General features: G+C 64.0%; 15 protein-coding genes. 6 read left to right on the top strand and 9 right to left on the bottom strand.

Features of this window, described 5'->3' with window-relative positions; all coding sequences use genetic code 11:
- Positions 1-34: 34 nt before the first annotated feature.
- From ACQ4WQ_RS06505 to ACQ4WQ_RS06465, 9 genes are all read right to left on the bottom strand, one after another.
- Positions 35-3,772, bottom strand: coding sequence for a LamG-like jellyroll fold domain-containing protein (locus ACQ4WQ_RS06505; protein ID WP_436495501.1), 3,738 nt, complete (start codon positions 3,770-3,772; stop codon positions 35-37).
- A gap of 23 nt (positions 3,773-3,795) precedes the next feature.
- Positions 3,796-4,239 carry an agglutinin biogenesis protein MshP gene (locus ACQ4WQ_RS06500; RefSeq protein WP_436495499.1) on the bottom strand — a complete coding sequence of 148 codons (444 nt, stop codon included), beginning with the start codon at positions 4,237-4,239 and terminating at the stop codon, positions 3,796-3,798.
- On the bottom strand, positions 4,236-5,135 hold the full coding sequence (locus ACQ4WQ_RS06495; RefSeq protein ID WP_436495497.1) for a prepilin-type N-terminal cleavage/methylation domain-containing protein: 900 nt from the start codon (positions 5,133-5,135) through the stop codon (positions 4,236-4,238). The genes ACQ4WQ_RS06500 and ACQ4WQ_RS06495 overlap by 4 nt, the downstream gene beginning before the upstream one ends.
- Positions 5,132-5,761 (bottom strand): prepilin-type N-terminal cleavage/methylation domain-containing protein, encoded by a 630-nt coding sequence (locus tag ACQ4WQ_RS06490; RefSeq protein ID WP_436495495.1) that lies wholly within the window; start codon positions 5,759-5,761, stop codon positions 5,132-5,134. The genes ACQ4WQ_RS06495 and ACQ4WQ_RS06490 overlap by 4 nt, the downstream gene beginning before the upstream one ends.
- Positions 5,748-6,281 (bottom strand): pilus assembly FimT family protein, encoded by a 534-nt coding sequence (locus tag ACQ4WQ_RS06485; RefSeq protein ID WP_436495493.1) that lies wholly within the window; start codon positions 6,279-6,281, stop codon positions 5,748-5,750. Before ACQ4WQ_RS06485 ends, ACQ4WQ_RS06490 begins: the two co-directional genes overlap by 14 nt.
- Positions 6,282-6,451: 170 nt before the next feature.
- Complete coding sequence (locus ACQ4WQ_RS06480) at positions 6,452-6,922, bottom strand: type II secretion system protein (RefSeq protein ID WP_326459737.1); 471 nt, start codon at positions 6,920-6,922, stop codon at positions 6,452-6,454.
- A 58-nt stretch (positions 6,923-6,980) separates the two neighbouring features.
- Positions 6,981-7,535, bottom strand: a complete 555-nt coding sequence (locus ACQ4WQ_RS06475; RefSeq protein ID WP_436495491.1) for a type II secretion system protein — start codon at positions 7,533-7,535, stop codon at positions 6,981-6,983.
- Complete coding sequence (locus ACQ4WQ_RS06470; RefSeq protein ID WP_326459739.1) at positions 7,532-8,764, bottom strand: type II secretion system F family protein; 1,233 nt, start codon at positions 8,762-8,764, stop codon at positions 7,532-7,534. The genes ACQ4WQ_RS06475 and ACQ4WQ_RS06470 overlap by 4 nt, the downstream gene beginning before the upstream one ends.
- A 1-nt stretch (position 8,765) precedes the next feature.
- On the bottom strand, positions 8,766-10,469 hold the full coding sequence (locus tag ACQ4WQ_RS06465) for a GspE/PulE family protein (protein WP_326459740.1): 1,704 nt from the start codon (positions 10,467-10,469) through the stop codon (positions 8,766-8,768).
- Positions 10,470-10,677: 208 nt separating this feature from the next.
- On the opposite strand from ACQ4WQ_RS06465, the gene ACQ4WQ_RS06460 reads away from it, so the two are divergent.
- The 6 genes from ACQ4WQ_RS06460 (at position 10,678) to ACQ4WQ_RS06435 (ending at position 19,200) form a co-directional block, all read left to right on the top strand.
- The gene (locus tag ACQ4WQ_RS06460; RefSeq protein ID WP_436495488.1) at positions 10,678-11,406 is read left to right on the top strand and encodes an ABC transporter ATP-binding protein; all 729 of its coding nucleotides are present in this window, start codon (positions 10,678-10,680) and stop codon (positions 11,404-11,406) included.
- Positions 11,403-12,803: an ExeA family protein gene (locus ACQ4WQ_RS06455; RefSeq protein WP_436495486.1), complete on the top strand. Its 1,401-nt coding sequence runs from the start codon at positions 11,403-11,405 to the stop codon at positions 12,801-12,803. Before ACQ4WQ_RS06460 ends, ACQ4WQ_RS06455 begins: the two co-directional genes overlap by 4 nt.
- 107 nt (positions 12,804-12,910) lie before the next feature.
- On the top strand, positions 12,911-14,860 hold the full coding sequence (locus ACQ4WQ_RS06450) for a secretin GspD/PilQ domain-containing protein (protein WP_436495484.1): 1,950 nt from the start codon (positions 12,911-12,913) through the stop codon (positions 14,858-14,860).
- The gene (locus ACQ4WQ_RS06445; protein ID WP_436495482.1) at positions 14,857-16,284 is read left to right on the top strand and encodes a tetratricopeptide repeat protein; all 1,428 of its coding nucleotides are present in this window, start codon (positions 14,857-14,859) and stop codon (positions 16,282-16,284) included. Before ACQ4WQ_RS06450 ends, ACQ4WQ_RS06445 begins: the two co-directional genes overlap by 4 nt.
- 7 nt (positions 16,285-16,291) lie before the next feature.
- A complete protein-coding gene (locus tag ACQ4WQ_RS06440; protein ID WP_326459745.1) occupies positions 16,292-17,995 on the top strand; it encodes a GspE/PulE family protein in 1,704 nt (567 codons plus the stop codon).
- Complete coding sequence (locus ACQ4WQ_RS06435; RefSeq protein ID WP_326459746.1) at positions 17,995-19,200, top strand: type II secretion system F family protein; 1,206 nt, start codon at positions 17,995-17,997, stop codon at positions 19,198-19,200. Before ACQ4WQ_RS06440 ends, ACQ4WQ_RS06435 begins: the two co-directional genes overlap by 1 nt.
- Positions 19,201-19,213 lie beyond the last annotated feature (13 nt).

The raw sequence follows: 19,213 nt of genomic DNA, 5'->3' as shown, positions 1-19,213 counted from the left end.
GAATGTCACGCCACCCTGAAAAATCGCGCGCCCTTCAATATATTTCGCGCATGTACAACATGAAGTCGCTCTTGAACGTGCCGATGGTCTGGCGCGCCTGTCCCGGCAAGTAGGGTATCAGCGACTGCAATATGAGCGTGCCCTTTTTCGTCACTGGCGCGGCGGGCTTGGCCATCAGCACGCTGCCACTGCCCTGCTGCAGCAAGCCACTGTCGGGCGGCAAGGTGGTGGCGGCCGGCAGCTGCGCATCCGTCAGGTTGAGATAATTGTTCAAGACGAAATTCTTGCGCAGCAGGGCCGTGCAGTTGTCCAGCGTATTGGCGGCAAACGCGCTGCCGTTCCAGTATTGCGCGGCCAGGGGCACCAGCAGCGCGCGCTGTTCCGAGCCGTACATATTATTGATGCGCAAGCGGCCATGCCGCAGCCGGGTATCGCCGACGGCGACGCTGGCGGCGGGCGCGACCGCAAGGCCATTCACGCTGGAAATGAGCGCACCGTCGCTGTCGCTGATGCCCACCACCAGCGAAAAATCCTCGTACGGGCCATCCTGGCCGCTGGCCAGCCGGTTAAAGCTGTGCAGTACCGTGATGCCGGTCGCGCCGCTTGGAATGTCCTGCTGCAAGCCGGGCGCGGCCAGCGTAATGGTGCCGGCGCCGGCAGTGCCGGCCTGCACCGTGTAGATGGCGCTGTCGCCGCCGAACTTGATCAGCTCCCCCGCCGACAGGCCGCCGCTGCCGGCCACCGCCACTTGCGTGCTGCCGGCGGCATAGGCGGCGCCGTCCGTCGAGTAGGAACGCCCGCTGCGCCCCTGGCTCCACGCGAAGGCGGGCAAGGCCGGCGCCAGGCGGCCGATGGACAGCGCCGCGCCGGCATTCGCCGCCCCCACGCTGACGCTGGCGAGTGCGGGATAGGCGCTGCCATAGCGCGCCAGGATCTGATTGCTACTGCTCAATGCCGTCGCGCCCAGCACGATGCCCAGTTCGCGCTGGCCCATGTAGGTAAAGTCGCCGCAGGCGCCGGTCAGCGTGCCCGTGAGCGCGTAGTGGTCGGGAAAAAAGCGGCCGAAGACGGGCGCCGGGGTTTGCGCCTGGTTGGCGATATTGCAGCCGAACTTGCCATTGACGGCCGTATTGCTGCTGCTGCCGATCACGCAGTCGCCGGGCTGGTCGACGCTGGCGTAGGCGTTGTCAAGCACCGCCTCGGGCAGCATGCGGAAGGTGCCGACATCGCCGTAGCTCACGCCGCTATTGCTGGCCAGGCCGCTGGCCAGCACTGCCTGCCCCAGCGGGAACGGGCTGGCATTCGATGTCGATGCGAGGCGGTCGGTGTAGTCCGTGACACTGAGGAAACCGGTGATTTTCTGGCCGGCAGCGGAATTGTCGACCAGCGGCGTGCCGTTATAGCCAGCCGCCGCGGTAGCGCCCAGGGTAAACTGGGCACCCGCCGCCAGGCTGGGCGAGCCGCTCAGGCCGCTGTTGCTCATATTGGAGCTGAGCGTAAACTGCTGTGGCCGTACCGCAAAACTGTCGGTCGAGCAACCCACATTGGCCGTGCCGCACACGGCCGCGGTGCAAGTCACGCGCACGCGCACGTCGCGGTAGGCGCTGTACCGGGGCGCCACGGCGCTGATGGCGGTGGCCGGGATGCTCACGTTGGTGCTCGAATAGCCGCCCGTGAACGCCACCAGCCCCAGCGGAATCACCGCCGTCTGGGTAAGCGGGCAGTTATTCGCGCCCAGCGCCACGCCGGTGGCGGTATTGGCCAGCAAATCCACGGTGGCCGCACCAGCGAACGTCGTTTCCAGGCTGGCATCGGTCTTCAGCTTGACCAGGTCGAGCTTGAAGGCCGTGTCGGCCAGCTTGGTATTCAGCCGCGCATAGCTCAGGCTGCTGGTGCTGGGCACGCAACGGGGCGACGTCGCCTCGCAGGCGTTGAAGCGCGCCACCGCACACGCCTTGATCACCAGCGACTGGTCTTCCTGCTCCGTGAACTGCCCATCCGTCACATTCACGCTGACGGTGGCCGCCGTGCCGCTGCTCAGGCCAAACACCGCCTGGTACTCGCCGTTGAACAGATAGGTCGCCACGCCGTCGTTCAGCGCGCCGTTGGACAGCACGCCATAGCCCGAGATCAGGGCCCAGTCGCCGATGCCGTTCGAGGTACTCAGCTGGATTTGCGTGGTGTTGTTCGGCATCACGATATTATTGTGATTGACGTCATGCGCCGTGACCGTGACCGTGCTTTGCTGGCAGGTCAGGCCCGTGCCCGTATTCGTCACCGCATAATGGTTCAGGCAGCCTGCCTGGCTGAGATTCTGGTCGCGCTGCACCAGCGCCAGACCGCCCTCGTAATTATAGGCACGCAATTCGTCGATGGCGCCATCGGTGGAATTGCCGCTGCCGTTCTGTCCCGTGAATGCACTGCGGTTGTCGCCGATAAACAGGGTCCCGATGCGCGGCGACACCACCGCCGCCGTGGTAAACGCCGTCTCCTTTTGCAGCACGCCGTCGACGTATATGCGCAAGTGGTCGCTATTGGCGGCGGCCAGCGCATTGAAGCTCCAGCTGACGGCGATATGCTTCCAGGTGCCGGCGGCCACCGTATTGGCGGCCGTTTCCACCGTACGCTGGTTGCCCAGGCTATCCGTGACGACGAAGCGCAAAGCGCCCGTGCTGCGCCGCACGAGAAAAAACCATTCATTGTTCATCTGCGTGGCGTCGAGCAGCTGCGCATCGCGCGCGCCGCTGCCGGACCAGGCCGTATTGGCCTTGTACCAGAACGTGATGGTGCCGGCGCCGCCCATGGTGCCGGGCACGGACAGGGCGCTGTCGATGGCGTCGATGGCCGCGGCGCTGGTATTGAGAGGAAAGCTGGCGGCACGGCAGACGCGGCCGGCGGCGATGGTCTGCGCGCCGCCCAGCACCGTGCCGTCGCGCCCGTTACCGCTGGAATCGCTAACTTGCCCAGGCGTATTGTTCCAGCTGGGCTGCTCCATGCGGTACTCGATCACGGGGCGGGGAATATAGAACTTGATGGCGGAATTGCTGACCGGAAAGCCTGTCTGCGGCGTATCGTAATCGTTGCTGTCGGCTTGCCAGCCGATCTGTCCCAGTTTGGCGGAAGGCCCCGCCACCGCCGCGCCGTACTGGTAGATGAATTCGCCGTTTTCCTGCAAGATCAATTGCAGGCTGTAGGAGCCGGTCGGATTGGCGCCCGTCGTCCACTCCGGCACATTATTCCACGTCACGACAAAACTGCGGTACGGCGCCGTGCCGATGGTTGCGTAGCTGACATAGCAGGTGGCGCGGCTGGCGCAGGCGGTATTGTAAGTGGGCAATTCCAGCTTCGAGGTGGGATCGAGATCATTGCCATAGATGCGCATGGTGTAGTTCAAGCTGCTGTCCGGATAGGGCAGCGTCTGGACGGGGCTGCCGTAACCGCACGTGACGTTGTTGTTGAACTGCACCCGGCCATTCGTCATCACGCGCAAGCTGCTGAAGGCCACGCCCGAATACATGAAGCTGAATCCGATGGGCAAGGCGTCGCTGAGGGTGTCGTCAAGGATGGGCGGCGTGGTGCCGCAGCCGGTGGCGCCATTGAATTTGTACGGCGAGGTGTTGTAGCCGAGCCTGGCATGATTGCTGGCGTCGATCCAGTTGTAGGCAAAACTGGTATTGGCATACGTCACCGCGTGTGCCGGGGTGCAGCACAACATGGCCAGCAAGGCCAGACGCCCCAGTGCATGTATCCATACTGCCGTGACTGCCTCCATGTCGCTCCTTTGGTTTGCCTCGCCTAAAACTCCGCCTGCACGACGCGTTGCACATAATCGGGTTGATTCGTGGCGTTGGCGGTGGCGCAAACGCCGCCAACGGGCTGATTGCAGCCCGTGGCGATCACCTGGAAGCGCGGTACCGCGCCAGCGGTCTGCGTGCAGCGCACGGTGACGGAAAAACCGCTTAGCGCGCCAGCCGCAGGCAAGGCAAAGCTGCTGCTGGCGGCGCAACTGTTATTGACGCGCTGCTGGTACAGCCCCCACTCCATGCCGGCCCGGGCCGCCTGGTAGGCGCGCGCGCCCTGCACGTCCAGCGCCGACTCGGCATGCTGCATGGTCGAAATGGAAACCAGCGCCGCGCCCAGCGCGGACAGCACCACCAGCAGAAAGATGGCGGTGATGATGCTGAAGCCGCGCGCCGGGCGGCGGCGCGGCATGGGGGTAGCGGTAGCGGATATCGTCATGGCGAATTATTGACCTGTGCCTGCTGCACCAGCGTGATCTGGCCGGCATTGCTGCCGGGCGCGCCCAGGGTCAGGCCGATGCTGACTAGGCCGCGCTGCAAATTGGGCAGCGTTGCGAAAGAAAAACCGCAGCCGGCGACCTGCATCGCCATCAGCGCTGCCGACGGCGCGCTATTGAGCGGTGCGGCGGTGGCGCTCACCGGCTGGGCGGGCTGGATCGCATAGCCCGCATAGCGGGTCAGCGTACCCGTGCCGTTCACATTCGGCGCGCAGTGATAGGTCACGACCGTACTGACCACCTGGAAACGATAGCTGAGGGAAGGCATGGACGGCGTTTGCGCGACAAAGGGGTTATTGGCCAGCGTGACGTTGTTGCCGCTGATGGAGGCGACCTGGGCGCGGTTGCATTGCCCGCTGCAGTTATAGGCATCCACGGGAGGCTGGTCGCCCAGATTGTTGACGACGATAAAGTCGCCGGCCACGATGGTTTGCAAGCCGGCAGGCGCGGCGCCGACGATGGTAAACACCTTGGCATTGGCGACCGGCGTGAGGGGATCGAAGGCCAGCACATTGCCCGGCAACGTGTTCGGGTCATCGTCTTCCGACAGATAGCGCCCGCCCGTCTTGGTCAGCAGCAGCTCCAGATAGCTGCCACTGCCGTTGCTCGTCACGCGCACGCTGTTGGGCAGCGCCAGGCGCACGTCGCGCGCAATGCGGCGCGACGCCATATCGGCGGCATCGGCCAGTTCGGCCCGGGCGGCCACGTCCAGGTAGCCTTGCACGGGGGCGCGGATGAATACCGTCACCATACCAGCCACGATGGCCGTGATCATGATGACCACGATCAGTTCGATCAGCGTAAAACCGCGCTGCCGGGGGCGTGAATAAGTCATCATGGGACGGCATTGCCTGCATAGCGCGCGCGGTAGCCGGCCAGCACCAGTTGCTGATTCGTGCCGTAAGTCACGGTGACCGTGACGCGCAGCACATTCATATTGACGGGCGTGGTGTCCGAAGGCAAGGTGGCGCCTGCCGGCCCCAGTCCCGCATCGGGGCTGATGGCCACGCTCACCGCATAGCCCGCAGGAAAGCTGTTGCCGGCCGCGTCGGTCGTGTAGCTCACGGGCGTATTGAACGCGCGCACGTAGTCGCTGACATTGTAATAAGGCCGCCCCGTGGCGGGCACCGTCGCGCTGACATTCTGCGGCGTGTTGCAGCCGGTGGGATTGGTGGAACTGTTGAACGGCGCGGCATTCGTCGCCGCATCTGCGGCCGGATCGGCGACCGGATCGCAAAACGTGAAGCGCGCCATGGCCACCTCTTCCAGCATGCCCTCGGCCAGCGCCAGCGCCTGCTTGCGCAATTGCGGGTCGGCGCTGCTGGCCGTGGTGCGGCTGAAAATCTGCAGCAGCCCCAGCACGGCGATGGAGACGATGACAATGAAGACGATCAGTTCGATCAGGGTCACGCCGCGCTGCCCTGCCCTGCGCAACGGCAAGACGGCTATCCTAGTAATGGACATAGCCAGTCTCCCCTTCGACGATGATGTTGCGCGTCATGCCGCCGCCGCTGACGGCGACGCTGACGCGCGCGGGAAAGCTCGATACGGGCTCGGCGTCGCCCGCCTTGAACGGGCGGCCCAGGGCGTTGAAATAAAAAGAGGCGGCCTCCGCCGGCACGCTGTAGCTGATATTGCCGGGCGCCGCTTCGCACAGCCACGCCGTGGTATTGGCGCAGGCGGCCAAGGTGGCTTTGCGGCCGCTGTTGCCGCCAGCGGGCGGCAAGACGCGGTTGGGCGCGTCGCAGGCGGTATTGAAACACAGGGCGATGCGGGTGCCGTCGAGCTGCACGAAGACGGGCCGGTTTTGCGCGATCGCCAGTTTTTGCGCGTAGCGCAACATGCTCACGTTCTGATCGGCAAAGCTGCGCGCGTCAAAAGTCTCTTGCTGGAAAAAGCGCGGCATGGCGACGGCAGCCAGCAGGCCACCCACTACGAGCACGGCGATCAGTTCCACCAGGGTGAAACCGCGCTGCTTACGCACACCAATGACCAGTCCAGCAAACATCGAACCTGCAGGAGATAGCATCGTATGCGCCTGTTGCGATGGTCGGTATGGATGCATGGAGCAGATGAACACGAATCAGCCTGGCATACCAGGCGGATTCGGCTTGCATGCGGCACGAGTCGGCGCCGCATGCAGGACTGGTACCATTAACGGCAACTGGCAATGGCCGGTGCAGCCGAGACCACAGGTGCAACAGTGGCCGTGGCAACCGTGTACGTGATCGCGCAGGCAGTATGGTTGGCGTCAGAAGCAATCGACACCGGCGCCGTACCTGTGACGCTGTAATCGGTCAAGCCACCTGCCGCTGCCACGATGCCAGCCGCATCAGGGTAGCCATTGGCCATGGAGACCGTAGTACCTTCCATCGTTACCGTCACTGGCGCGGTGGTCGGCGAACCATTGACCAGCCACTGCGCATGTGCAAGCGAAGACGCGGCTTGGACGGAGGCACGGGCGCCGTTGACTTTCGCCAGACGGGCGTCGCCCGACAAATCGATAAAACGAGGAATCGCGGTAGCCGCCAGAATGCCCAGAATGACGACGACGACGATTAACTCGATCAGCGTAAAACCCGCCTGAGCACCTTGTTGAAAACGACGAATTGACTGTTTATGCATGCGGATCTCCAAAAATCAAAAAAAACACTACTGACAAAATTTGCCGGCAGAATAAAAATTACTTCAGCCCGCCTGTCCCGCCTATCCGTACCAGGACCACCTCCGGCACAGCCATCGAAGCCGGTGGTCCGGCCGCAGAGGCGGGCGCCTGCTGCAAGCTTACCTTGAATTGAAGCAACTCGGAACGGCTAGCGCCGAAAGTGTTGCCTCGTTTTAATATATATATTAATTCTGCATTACTTCTATCAAAAAACCAATGACTTTGAGGCAGATTTTCAATCTCCGATGACGCATATTCGCCCAGATAATTGAGCGGCGTTTCAGCCAGCCACTGCATCGGGTTCTGCCCGGCCAGCGCCGGCAACTGGTTTTGCCGGTCGGCCAGGTACAGTTCCAAGGTTTTCATGCGCAAACCCGCACGCAGGGCACCCACCGTTTGCTGCACCGCAATCCGCTCCGCTTCCTGCTGGTATGCCGCCAGCCGGTTCAGCAGCACGGCGGCCAGCACGGCGATGACGGACACGGCAATGGCAAATTCAAACAGGGTAAAACCCCGACGCCATGCCCTGCCGCCCACGCTCCTTTTGCCTGACGAACGGCGCGCAATCATCATTTATGCAGGGCGACCTTGCCCAGGTCCCACACCGGCAAGAAGATGCCCAGCGCCAGCACCAGCACCATGGCGCCAAGAAAGGCGATCAGGATGGGTTCGATCTGCGCGGACAAGGTCTTCAATTCGTAATCCACTTCCCGTTCGTACATCTGGGCGATTTCATTCATTAAATCATCGAGTGAACCGGACTCTTCGCCGACGGCGATCATCTGCAGCACCACCGGCGTGAAGACGCCCGCCGTCACCGAGGTGCGCAGGATGCTGTCGCCGCGCTCGACGCCGTCGCGCATCTGTTCCACGCGGGCGCACAGATAGGCGTTGTCCACCGTCTGCGACACCACCGTCAGCGCCTGCACGATGGGCACGCCGCTGGTGCTCGACAGGGCAAAGCTGCGTGCGAAGCGCGCCATGGTGCCTTTCAGGATGATCTTGCCGGCGATAGGAAACTTCAACTTGTAGCGATCCCACGTGTAACGGCCCCTGACCGTGCGCAGCCAGGCCCGGAAAGCGGCTATCGCGCCGATAGTCAGTGCCAGCAGCAAAGGCCAGTACGCCACCATGAAGGCCGACGTGGCGATCAGGATGCGCGTCATCAAGGGCAGTTCGGCGTTAAACGTGGCAAATACCTGCTCGAATTGGGGAATCACGAAGATATTGACGACGACCATGGCGATGAGCATGGCCACGATCACGAAACTGGGATAGCGCGTGGCCGACTTGACGCGCGCGCGCATGTCGCGGTCGAATTCCAGGTGGTCGAACAGGCGTAGGAAGACTTCATCGAGGCGCCCCGTCATTTCACCCACGCGCACCATCGACAGATAAAACGGCGTAAACACGGCGGGATGGCGCGCCATGGCGGCCGACAGTTCGCGCCCCGCGTCCAGCGATTCGCGCACGTCCTTGATGACGCGGCCGAACGCGGGGCTGATGGCGGACTCCTGCAGGCCGGCCAGGCCGCGCATGATGGGCACGCCCGCCTTGAGCAGGGTGTACAGCTGGCGGCTGAACAATTGCACGTCCATCGAGCTGACTTTTTTCTCCGTCAGCCGTTGCCACCAGCCGATATCGGCGCCGGTGGTGGCGGCCTTTTTGGTCACCAGGATTTCCACCGGCGTCGCGCCCGTGGAAAACAACTGATCGGCCACGGCGCCGCTGTCCGCGCCCTCCATCACACCGGTCAGCAGTTCGCCGCTGGCATTGCGCGCCTTGTAAGCAAAAAATGCCACGTCAATCCTCGCTCTGGTTGCTGATGCGCATCGCTTCCATCACCGTCGTGCGTCCCTGCACCACCAGCTGCACGGCGTGGCGGCGCAAGGTTTCGCCCGCCATCTGCGCCGTCGCCACCTGCATGAAGTGCGATGGATCGGCATGGTTGGCGGCGTCGGCCACGGCACGCGTGATTTCCAGCAATTCGTACACGCCCGTGCGGCCCCGGTAACCCATGCCATTGCAGTGCGAGCAGCCCTTGCCGTGGAAATACTGGTTGCGCTCGACCAGCTCGCCCAGTTCCAGGCGCAGCCATTCATATTCGTTCGGCGTGGGCGCGTACGGCGTGCTGCAGCTTTCGCAGATCACGCGCACCAGGCGCTGCGCCAGCACGGCTTGCAGCGAACTGCCCACCATGTAGCGGGGCACGCCCATGTCCATCAGGCGCAGCGGCGTGCTGATGGCGTCGTTCGTATGCAGGGTCGACAGCACCAGGTGACCCGTCATGGCGGCGCGCAGGCCGATCTGCGCCGTTTCCTGGTCGCGCATCTCGCCCACCAGCACGATGTCGGGATCTTGCCGCAAGGCCGAACGCAGTACCCTGGCAAAGTTCAGCTCGATCTTGTCGTTGACTTGCACCTGGTTAATGCCGGGCAAGCGGTATTCGACGGGGTCTTCCACCGTGATGAGCTTTTTTTCCACCGAATTGAGTTCGGACAAGGCGCAGTACAAGGTCGTCGTCTTGCCGCTGCCCGTCGGCCCCGTCACCAGCACCAGGCCGTTCGGGCGGCTGACGATGGCGCGGAACTGCTGCACCAGCTTGGGCGGCATGCCGATGGCGTCCAGGCGCAAGGTCGTGCCGCCCTGGTTCAGCAGACGCATCACCACCGATTCGCCGTACTGCGTCGGCATGGTGGAAATACGCACGTCGATGCGCTGGTTTTTCACGCGGATGGCGAAGCGGCCGTCCTGCGGCAAGCGCTTCTCGGAAATATCGAGGTCCGACATCAGTTTCAGCCGCAGCGCCAGCGAACTGGCGATCTTGCTGTCCGCTTCCGTCTGCAGGTGCAGCACGCCGTCGATGCGGAAGCGGATCTGCAGCCGGCCTTCCTGCGGCTCGATGTGGATATCGGAGGCGCGCACCTGCGTGGCATCCTCGAACACCGATTGCAGCAGCTTGACGATGGGCGCCTCTTCCAGGCCCGGATTGGCGGCCAGCGCGCCGAAGTCGACGGACACGTCGCCCAGGTCCTGCTCCAGCTCGCGCGTCAGGGTCGAGATGTCTTCCGTGCGGCGGTAGATGCGGTCGATGGCGGCCAGCACTTCCGTTTCATTGACCACGGCCAGTTCGATATGGCGCTTGACCAGGCGCGAGATTTCATCGTACGCGAACAGGTCGGTGGGATCGGACATGCCGACCAGCAAGCCCTCGCGGCGGTCTTCCAGCACCAGCGCGCGGAAGCGCCGCGCCTGGGTTTCCGGCAGCAGCCGCACCAGTTCGGGATTGATGTTGAAAAACTTCAGATTAATGTAGGGAATGTCGAGCTGGCGCGCCAGGGCACCCGAAATCTGCTCTTCCGTGACGAAACCGTGCTCGACAAAAACGCGGCCCAGCTTGCGTCCCGAACGCTTCTGTTCCGTCAAGGCCTGGCCCAACTGTTCTTCCGTCAGCAATTTCTGCTGCACCAAAATTTCACCGAGCCGGACTTTCTCTGGCCTTGCCATGCTTGCTCCTCGACAAATTCTTCAGACGATACACGCCATCGGCGTGCGCAGGTATTTTATTCCAGAACCTGTTGTTTCTTAAAGAAAATACATTGCGTCGCTTGATTTTTGCGCATTTCAACACGATGCAAGGAAACACTTGCCCCCCGCCTGCGCCCGTGGCAATAATGGCGGTCGTTCACCGTCTTGCCTGCCGCCCATTACCCCTATGAACGCCTGCGCCATCGAATTCCACAACGTGCATCTGCAGCTGGCGGGCAGCGCCGTGCTGCGCGGCGTCGACTTGCAGGTGCGCGCGGGTGAACTGTTCGGCCTGGTCGGCGTGAATGGCGCGGGCAAGACATCGCTGCTGAAATGCCTGCTGGACTTCTGCACGCCCGAGCGGGGAGACATCGCCATCTTCGGCCAGCCGCACCGGCAAGCCGCGGCGCGCCAGCCCCTGTCGTTTCTGCCGGAACGTTTCCAGGCACCGTATTACCTGACGGGCGGCGACTTCCTGCGCTACCTGGCGCGCCTGCACAATGTGCGGCCCGATGCGCAAGCCGTGCAGCAAGCGCTGGACGCGCTGGACCTGGCGCCGGATGCCCTGCTGCGCCCCGCGCGCGCGTATTCGAAAGGCATGATGCAGAAACTGGGGCTGGCCGCCTGCATGCTGTCGGGCAAGCCGCAACTGGTGCTGGACGAACCGATGAGCGGACTCGACCCGAAGGCGCGCGCGCAGTTCAAGCAGGTGCTGCGGCAAGCGCGCACACAGGGCCGCGGCGCCCTGCTCACCTCGCATGCGCTGGCCGATGTGGAAGAATTATGCGACCGCATGGCCATCCTGCATGGGGGCCGCATCGTGTTTGCGGGCACACCCGCCGAATGCCGTGCCCGCCATGGCGGCGCGGAAGACGCCAGCCTGGAACAGGCTTTCCTCAATTGCATCGCGACATGAACGGTCCCGATCAGGCGCCCCCGGGGCGGCCCTACGCGCCTTCCCCGCACGGCATGTATCTGCGCCATTTCGGCTTGCGCACGGCCCCGTTCGGCATCACGCCGGACCCCGCCTTTTTTTATCCCGGCAATATGCGGGGCGAACTGCTCGATGCGCTGCTGTATGCCGTCATGCAAGGCGAAGGCATCATCAAGCTGACGGGCGAAGTGGGCAGCGGCAAGACCATGCTGTGCCGCATGCTGGCCGAGCGCTTGCCGCCCCAGGTCGACGTGCTGTACCTGCTCAATCCCCGCCTGGAGCCGGACGATGTCCTGTACGCCATCGCCGCCGAACTGGGCCTGGAACTGGACGGCTGCCGCGCCGATGCCGTGCTGCGCGCCCTGCATGGCGAGCTGATCGCCCGGCATGCGGCAGGACGCCAGGTGGTGCTGCTGGCCGAAGAGGCGCAAGCCATGCCGGGCGCCACGCTGGAAGCGCTGCGCCTGCTGACGAACCTGGAGACGGCCAGCCACAAGCTGCTGCAGATCGTCCTGTTTGGCCAGCCGGAATTGCAGCACACCCTGGACTTGCCCCAGTTCCGCCAATTGAAGGAACGTATCACCCACAGTTTTACCGTGCCGCGCCTGCCGCAAGCCTTGCTGAACGACTATCTGGCGTGCCGCCTGAGCGCCGCCGGCCGCGCGGCACCCCTCGTTTTTACTCCGGCCGCGCTGCGCCGGCTGGCGCGCGCCTCGCAGGGCATCGTGCGCAGGGTCAATATCCTGGCCGACAAGGCCTTGCTGGCCGCGTTTGCGGACGATGCGCAGGACATCCGCGCGCGCCACATGCGCCTGGCCATCGCCGACAGCCCCTTCCACCGTCCACCCTGGTACGCGGGCAAGCCGCTGGCGAGGGCCTTGAGCGCGCTGATGCTGGTGCTGGCCGCCGCGCTGCTGTGGCAATGGCTGACAGCGGGTATCGCGGCGCCGGCCGCGCCACAGCCGCCACAGCCAGCGGTCGCGCGCACGCCGCTGCCAGCGCCATCGACGCTGCTCGAGGGCAAACTGGCGGAATCGCGCGACTGGCTGGCATGGCAAGGGCCGCAGCAACTGGTGCTGCAGATCGCCAGCCTGCCCGCCACCGAAACAGTCGCCGCGGAAACCTTCCTGCGGCAAGCACAGCAAGCCATCGGCCTGCGCGACATCCACGTGTTTCACCTGCCTGGCGCAACGCCCGCGAGCGCCGCCGCGCGCCTGGACATCGTCTACGGCAGCTTTGCCGACCGGGCCAGCGCCGATGCCGTCTGGGCCAGGATCGCCCCCACGTCGCCACGGAAAATATTGCTGAGCGACATAGAGAGTATCCGCACGGAAATGAAAGCCGCGACACCGGCACCAACGGCGCGTGGCACCCCCTGACTTTATTTCGGTATATTGCCTCCAGGGCCCGCACAGTCGATTGCTTTTAGGCGATCATGCTGGGTAAAATTACAAAAGCACAACATGACTTCAAGGGCGAACTTTTCATGAATCAACACCCTATTCCTGTGCTGGCCTCCTGGGTCGCCCTCGCCTGCAGCACCATGCTGTCCGGCTGCGCCACGCAGCAAATGCCGCTGTCGCCTGCCCACCTCAATGCCGCGCCCCGCCCCGGCGGCGCCATTCCCGAACCGGTGCAGCAAAGCAGCGCGCTGGCCGCGCCCTTGCCCGCGCCCAAAGTGGAAACCTACAGCGTCACCGTGCACAAGGTGCCCGTGCAATCGCTGCTGTTTGCGCTGGCGCGCGACGCAGGCATGAATATCGACATCCACCCGCAGATCGAAGGCAGCGTCACCCTGAATGCACTGAACCAGACCCTGCCGCAATTGCTGACGCGTATCAGCAAGCAAGTCGATATGCGCTACGAAATCGACGGCAAGAACCTGCTGGTGCTGCCCGACGCGCCCGTATGGCGCAATTACAAGGTCGATTACGTCAACATGGCGCGCAGCACCAACAGCAGCGTGAATATCGCCACGCAAATTTCCACGGCGGGCGGCGGCTCGAACAACACCAGCAACCCCGTTGGCAGCACGCAAGGCAGCGGCGGCAATGGCAATAACAATTCGACCACCCTGGTCGTGAATCGTTCGGAAAATAACTTCTGGTACAGCCTGGAAAAGAATATCCGCGACCTGCTGCGCGAAACCACGCTCAACGACGTGCAGGTGGACCCGCTGGCGCAGCTGAACCAGCAATTGACGACTGCCCAGGGCAATACGCAAGGCCAGCAAGGACAAGCGGGCCAGCAAGGCCAGCAGCAGAATCAGGGCGGCAATCAATACGGCGCCCAGGCGCCGATGCAGTATGGCAATCCGAATGGCGGCCAGCCTGCGCCAGGCCAGCAGCAGGGCAACGCCAACCCGTCCCAGCCGCTGGACGCGAACGGCATGCCGCTGCTGAAACTGGCCAACAAGGGCAGCCCTTCGTCCGTCGTCGTCAACGTGGAAGGCGGCTTGATCGCCGTGCGGGCCACGGGGCGCCAGCATGAAAAGATCGCCGAATTCCTCGACGCCGTGTTGCATAGCGCCAAGCGGCAAGTGCTGATCGAGGCAACCATCATCGAGGTTCGCCTGAGCAATGAATACCAGCAAGGCATCAACTGGTCGCGCCTGACGGGCAGCCTGAGCCTGACGCAGAAGCAAGTGGGCACCCCGGCGCTCAGCAGCGGCGTCACGCCAGGCACCACGCCTGGCATCTTCGTGCTCAATTACCTGAAAGACAGTTTTTCCACCACCATCCAGCTGCTCGAATCGTTCGGCAAGGTGAAAGTGCTGTCCAGCCCGAAGATCAGCGTGCTCAACAATCAGACGGCCATGCTGAAGGTGGTCGACAACAATGTCTTCTTCACCATCAAGGTGACGCCCGCCGTGATCAGCTCGACGGGCACCATCACCACGCCGGCCACCTATGAATCGAAGCTGGAAACGGTGCCCGTCGGCTTCGTCATGAGCGTCACGCCGCAGATTTCCGACAGCGATGAAGTAACCCTGAACGTGCGCCCCACCATCACGCGCATCGTGGGCTACGTGCAAGACCCGAATCCGGCCCTGGCCACGGCGAACGTGCAAAGCCGCGTACCCGTGATCCAGGCGCGCGAGCTGGAATCGATCATGAAAGTGGGCAATGGCCAGATCGCCGTGATGGGCGGCCTGATGCAGGACTCCGTCGACAATGCCAAGGATGGCGTACCGGGCCTGTCCAGCCTGCCCCTGGTCGGCAATTTGTTTACCTATCGTAACGAGGCAAGCAGCAAGACGGAGCTGGTGATCTTCATGCGCCCCGTGGTGGTCAAGGATGCCAGCGTCGATGGCGATTACCGCGACTACCGCTACCTGCTGCCCGGCCAGGCGCCGCTCAACAGCCAGCCGTACACGGATGGCCCGCCGGCGCCGGCCGTCCAGCCGCAGGCACGCCTGCAGGGAGACGTTCCATGAGCTTGCTGATGCAGGCGCTCAAGAAGGCCGAGCGCGCCAAGCAGAACAGCCTTTCCGACGAGGAACTGGAAAAGCCGTCCGAAGCCTACGACCAGGTGCTGGAACTGGCGCCGGCCGACGCCCTGCCGCCCCGCCCCGCGCCTGCCGCGCCACCGCCCGTGCAGCCGGCAAGCACCCTGAGCCTGGAACCGCTGCCGGACGCATCCGCACCGCCGGCGCCCGGCGCAGCCCAGCCAGGTCCGCAGCCAGGTCCGCAGCCAGATTCACAGCCAGGCGCGCAGCCCGCTCCGCCTCCCGAACCGCCGCGCGCGCGCCCCGAGCCCCCGCCCGCCCGGCCACGCGCCAGCCGCAGCAATCCGCCGCCGAAAGGTCCCACGGGCCCGATCAGCGTCGACCCGGCCACCGTGCGCCTGGCCGTGCTGCTGGCGATCCTGCTGGTGGTGGCCGGATCGATGGCGTACTGGTACTGGCGCGCCAGCACCAGCCCCGGCGCGGGCGCCAACCTGCCCGGCGTGCCCATGCCATTGACGGACGCCCCGGGCACGGCCGGCGTTGCCGGCCCCGTCGTGGTGGTGCCTGCGGCGGGCGGCGCCATGCCGGACGCGCCCGCACCGCTGCCGCAGGACGTGCCGCGCGAACAGCGCCCGCCAGCCGGCGCGGCGGAACAGCAGGCGATGATCCAGGCCGCCGCGCAAGCGGCCGTGGCCGCCCAGCTGGCGCAAATGCCGCCGCCTGCACCGCCCAGCCTGCCACCGGTCATGGCGCCCGACAACAGCCAGATCCAGGTGCTGCGCAACGATACGGCGCCGCAAATCAACCCCGGCGTGCAGCAAGCCTACCAGGCCTTCAACGGGGGCCAGCTAAGTCTTGCGCGCCAGCAATATGAAACGGTGCTGCAGCAGGATGCCAACAACCGCGACGCGCTGCTGGGCCTGGCGGCCGTGGCCTTGCGCGAGAACCAGGGCGCGCAGGCGGCGGCCCTGTACGTGCGTTTGCTGGAAATCAATCCCGACGATGGCGTCGCGCTGGCTGGCCTGATCGGTCTGCGCCAGGGCGACGTGGTGCAGAGCGAAGCCAGGCTGAAGGCCATCCTGGCGCGCAGCCCCGACAGCGGCCCCGTGCTGTTTGCACTGGGCAATCTGTACGCCAAGCAGCGCCGCTGGAATGAAGCACAGCAGCAGTTTTTCCGCGCCTACGGCGCCGCGCCCGGCAATCCCGACTATGCCTTCAACCTGGCCGTGGGCCTGGACCGGCTGAACCAGCCCCGGCTGGCCGCCACATATTACCAGCGCGCCTTGACCCTGGCGCAAACCACGCCGGCCGCCTTCGACCAGGCCGTCGTGCAAACGCGTTTGCGCGAACTGGCGGCCCCCGCGCCGGCAGCCCCGGCCGAACCGGTCATCATCCCACCCCGTCAGGAATAAGCACTACATGGCAGAACAGGCAAAACTTCCGCTGGGCAAATTGCTGATCCAGAAAGGCGTGATCAGCGAAGACCAGCTGCGCATCGCCCTGATCGAGCAGCGGCGCAGCAGCGAACCGCTGGGCAAGCTGCTGATCACCCTGGGCTTCGTCACGGAGGCAACCGTGCGCGAAGCGCTCAGCGAAAACCTGAAACAGGTCAGCGCGGATCTGTCGAGCCTGGTTGTCGACGCCATCGCCCTGAAACTGATCCCGAAGGACGTGGCCAAGCGCTACCGTGTCTTTCCCATCGTCTACGAGCGCCAGGCGGACAATCTGATCCTGGCCATGGCCGACACGAGCAACATCGTCGCGCTCGACCAGATCAGCGCCATGCTGGTCAAGGGCATCACGATTTCCACCGTGCTCGTCAACGAATCGGACATTTCGCGCGCCATCGACCAGTACTACGGTTTTGAATTGTCGATCGACGGCATCCTGCATGAAATCGAAACGGGCGAGGTCAGCTACCAAAGCATGGCCTCGCCTTCGGACGAGTACAGCCAGCCCATGGTGCGCCTGATCGACGCGCTGCTGGCCGATGCCGTGCAGAACGGCGCCTCGGACATCCATTTCGAGCCGGAACAGTCGTTCCTGCGCATCCGCTACCGCATCGACGGCATCCTGCGGCAAATCCGCAGCCTGCACAAATCGTACTGGCCGGCCATGGCCGTGCGCCTGAAGGTGATGTCGAACATGAATATCGCCGAGGCGCGCGCGCCGCAGGATGGGCGCATCAGCATCAAGTTTTCCGGGCGGCAAATCGACTTCCGCGCCTCGGCACAACCGACCACGCATGGCGAAAACGTCGTGCTGCGCGTGCTGGACCGACAAAAAGGCATCGTCCCGCTCGATGCGCTGGGCCTGGCCGAAGCGGAACTGAACTTGCTGAAACTGATGATCGCGCGCCCGGACGGCGTGATCCTCGTGACGGGCCCCACGGGCAGCGGCAAGACCACCACCCTGTATTCGATCATCAACCACATCAACACGGAAAGCGTCAACATCATGACCCTGGAGGATCCGGTCGAGTATCCGATGAACATGATACGCCAGACCTCCGTCAACGAATCCGTCAAGCTGGGCTTTGCCGACGGCATCCGCTCGATGATGCGGCAAGACCCGGACATCATCCTGGTGGGCGAGATCCGCGACCGCGAAACGGCGGAAATGGCGTTTGCCGCCGCCATGACGGGCCACCAGGTGTATTCCACCCTGCACACGAACTCGTCCATTGGCTCCATCTCGCGCCTGCTCGACATCGGCATCCTGCCCGACATCATGGCCGGCAACATCATCGGCATCGTGGCGCAGCGCCTGGTGCGCCGCTTGTGCCCGCATTGCAAGGAAACCGTGATCGCCGACGACGTCGAGCGCCGCCTGCTGGGTTTGGCGGCAGACGATGCGCCCGTCTCCATTTGCCGCGCCGTGGGCTGCGAGCGCTGCGCGCACCAGGGTTACAAGGGCCGCCTGGCGATCATGGAAATCCTCAAGATGACGGCCGAACTCGATGAATTGACGGCGCGCCGCGCCAGTTCGCGCGAATTGAAGAACGCGGCGCGCGCGGCCGGCTTCAAGGGCATCGTCGACGACGGCATGCGCCGCGTGAGGGAAGGCGTGACCACCCTGGAAGAAGTGGGCCGCGTGGTCGACCTGACGGAAAGGCTGGCCTGATGGCGCAATATGTCTACCGCGCCATGGATGCCGCCGGCACATTGATTCCCGGCAGCATGGAGGCGGCCAACGTGCCGGACCTGGAAGCGCGCCTGCACCGCATGCAGCTCGACTTGATCGACTGCAAGATCACGGGCCAGTATCTGGTGCTGCTGGGCAAGAGGATCATCCACCGCCGCGACCTGATCAATTTCTGTTTCCACATGGAACAGTTGACGGGCGCGGGCGTGCCCATCCTCGAAGGCTTGAACGACTTGCGCGAAAGCACGGACCATCCGCGCCTGCGCGAAGTCGTCACGGACCTGATCGAAAGCATCGAGGGCGGCTTGCCCCTGTCGGGCGCGCTGGCCCAGCATGGCGACATCTTCGACGCCACGTTTACCAGCCTGATACTGGCGGGCGAACAGAGCGGCAAGATCGCCGAAGTCTTCAAGAACCTGTCGGAAAGCCTGAAATGGCAGGACGAGCTGGCCTCGCAGACGCGCAAGATCGTCATGTACCCGATCATCGTCGCGCTGGTGGTGGCGGGCGTGACGTTTTTCCTGATGATCTATCTCGTCCCCCAGCTGACGGCCTTCATCCGCAACATGGGCGGCGAGCTGCCGCTGCACACGCGCGTGTTGATCTTTGTATCGAATGTGTTCATCGATTACTGGTATGTGCTGCTGGCCTTGCCCGTGCTGCTGTTTTTCGGCCTGCGCGCGCTGATCCGCCGCAGCGAGGCGGCCCGCTACGCCTGGGATGGCTTGAAGCTGCGGCTGTGGCTGGTCGGACCCGTGCTGCACAAGATCATCCTGGCCCGCTTCGCCACGTTTTTTGCCTTGATGTATGCTTCCGGCATCACGATACTCGAATGCATCCGCCTGTCCGAAGGCATCGCCGGCAACCAGGTGGTGGCGGCCGGCCTGCGCCGCGCCGCGCAGCTGATCAGCGAAGGCTACGGCGTGACGGCCGCCTTCCAGCACACGGGCATCTTCCCGCCGCTGGTCATCCGCATGCTCAAGGTGGGCGAGGCCACGGGCTCGCTGGACACGGCCTTGCGCAATGTCAGTTACTTTTACAACCGCGAAGTGAAGGAATTGATTGAAAAAGTGCAAGCCATGATCGAGCCGGCCATGACGGTCATCCTGGGCCTGCTGCTGGGCTGGATCATGCTGTCGGTGCTGGGGCCGATCTACGACACCATCAGCACGATGAAAACTTGAGACCCGAGACCTG

Source organism: Janthinobacterium goodfellowi (assembly GCF_051380695.1).
Taxonomy (GTDB): Bacteria; Pseudomonadota; Gammaproteobacteria; order Burkholderiales; family Burkholderiaceae_D; genus Janthinobacterium.
Note: the sequence above shows the minus strand (reverse complement) of the source record. Positions and strands in the feature narration are given on the sequence as shown.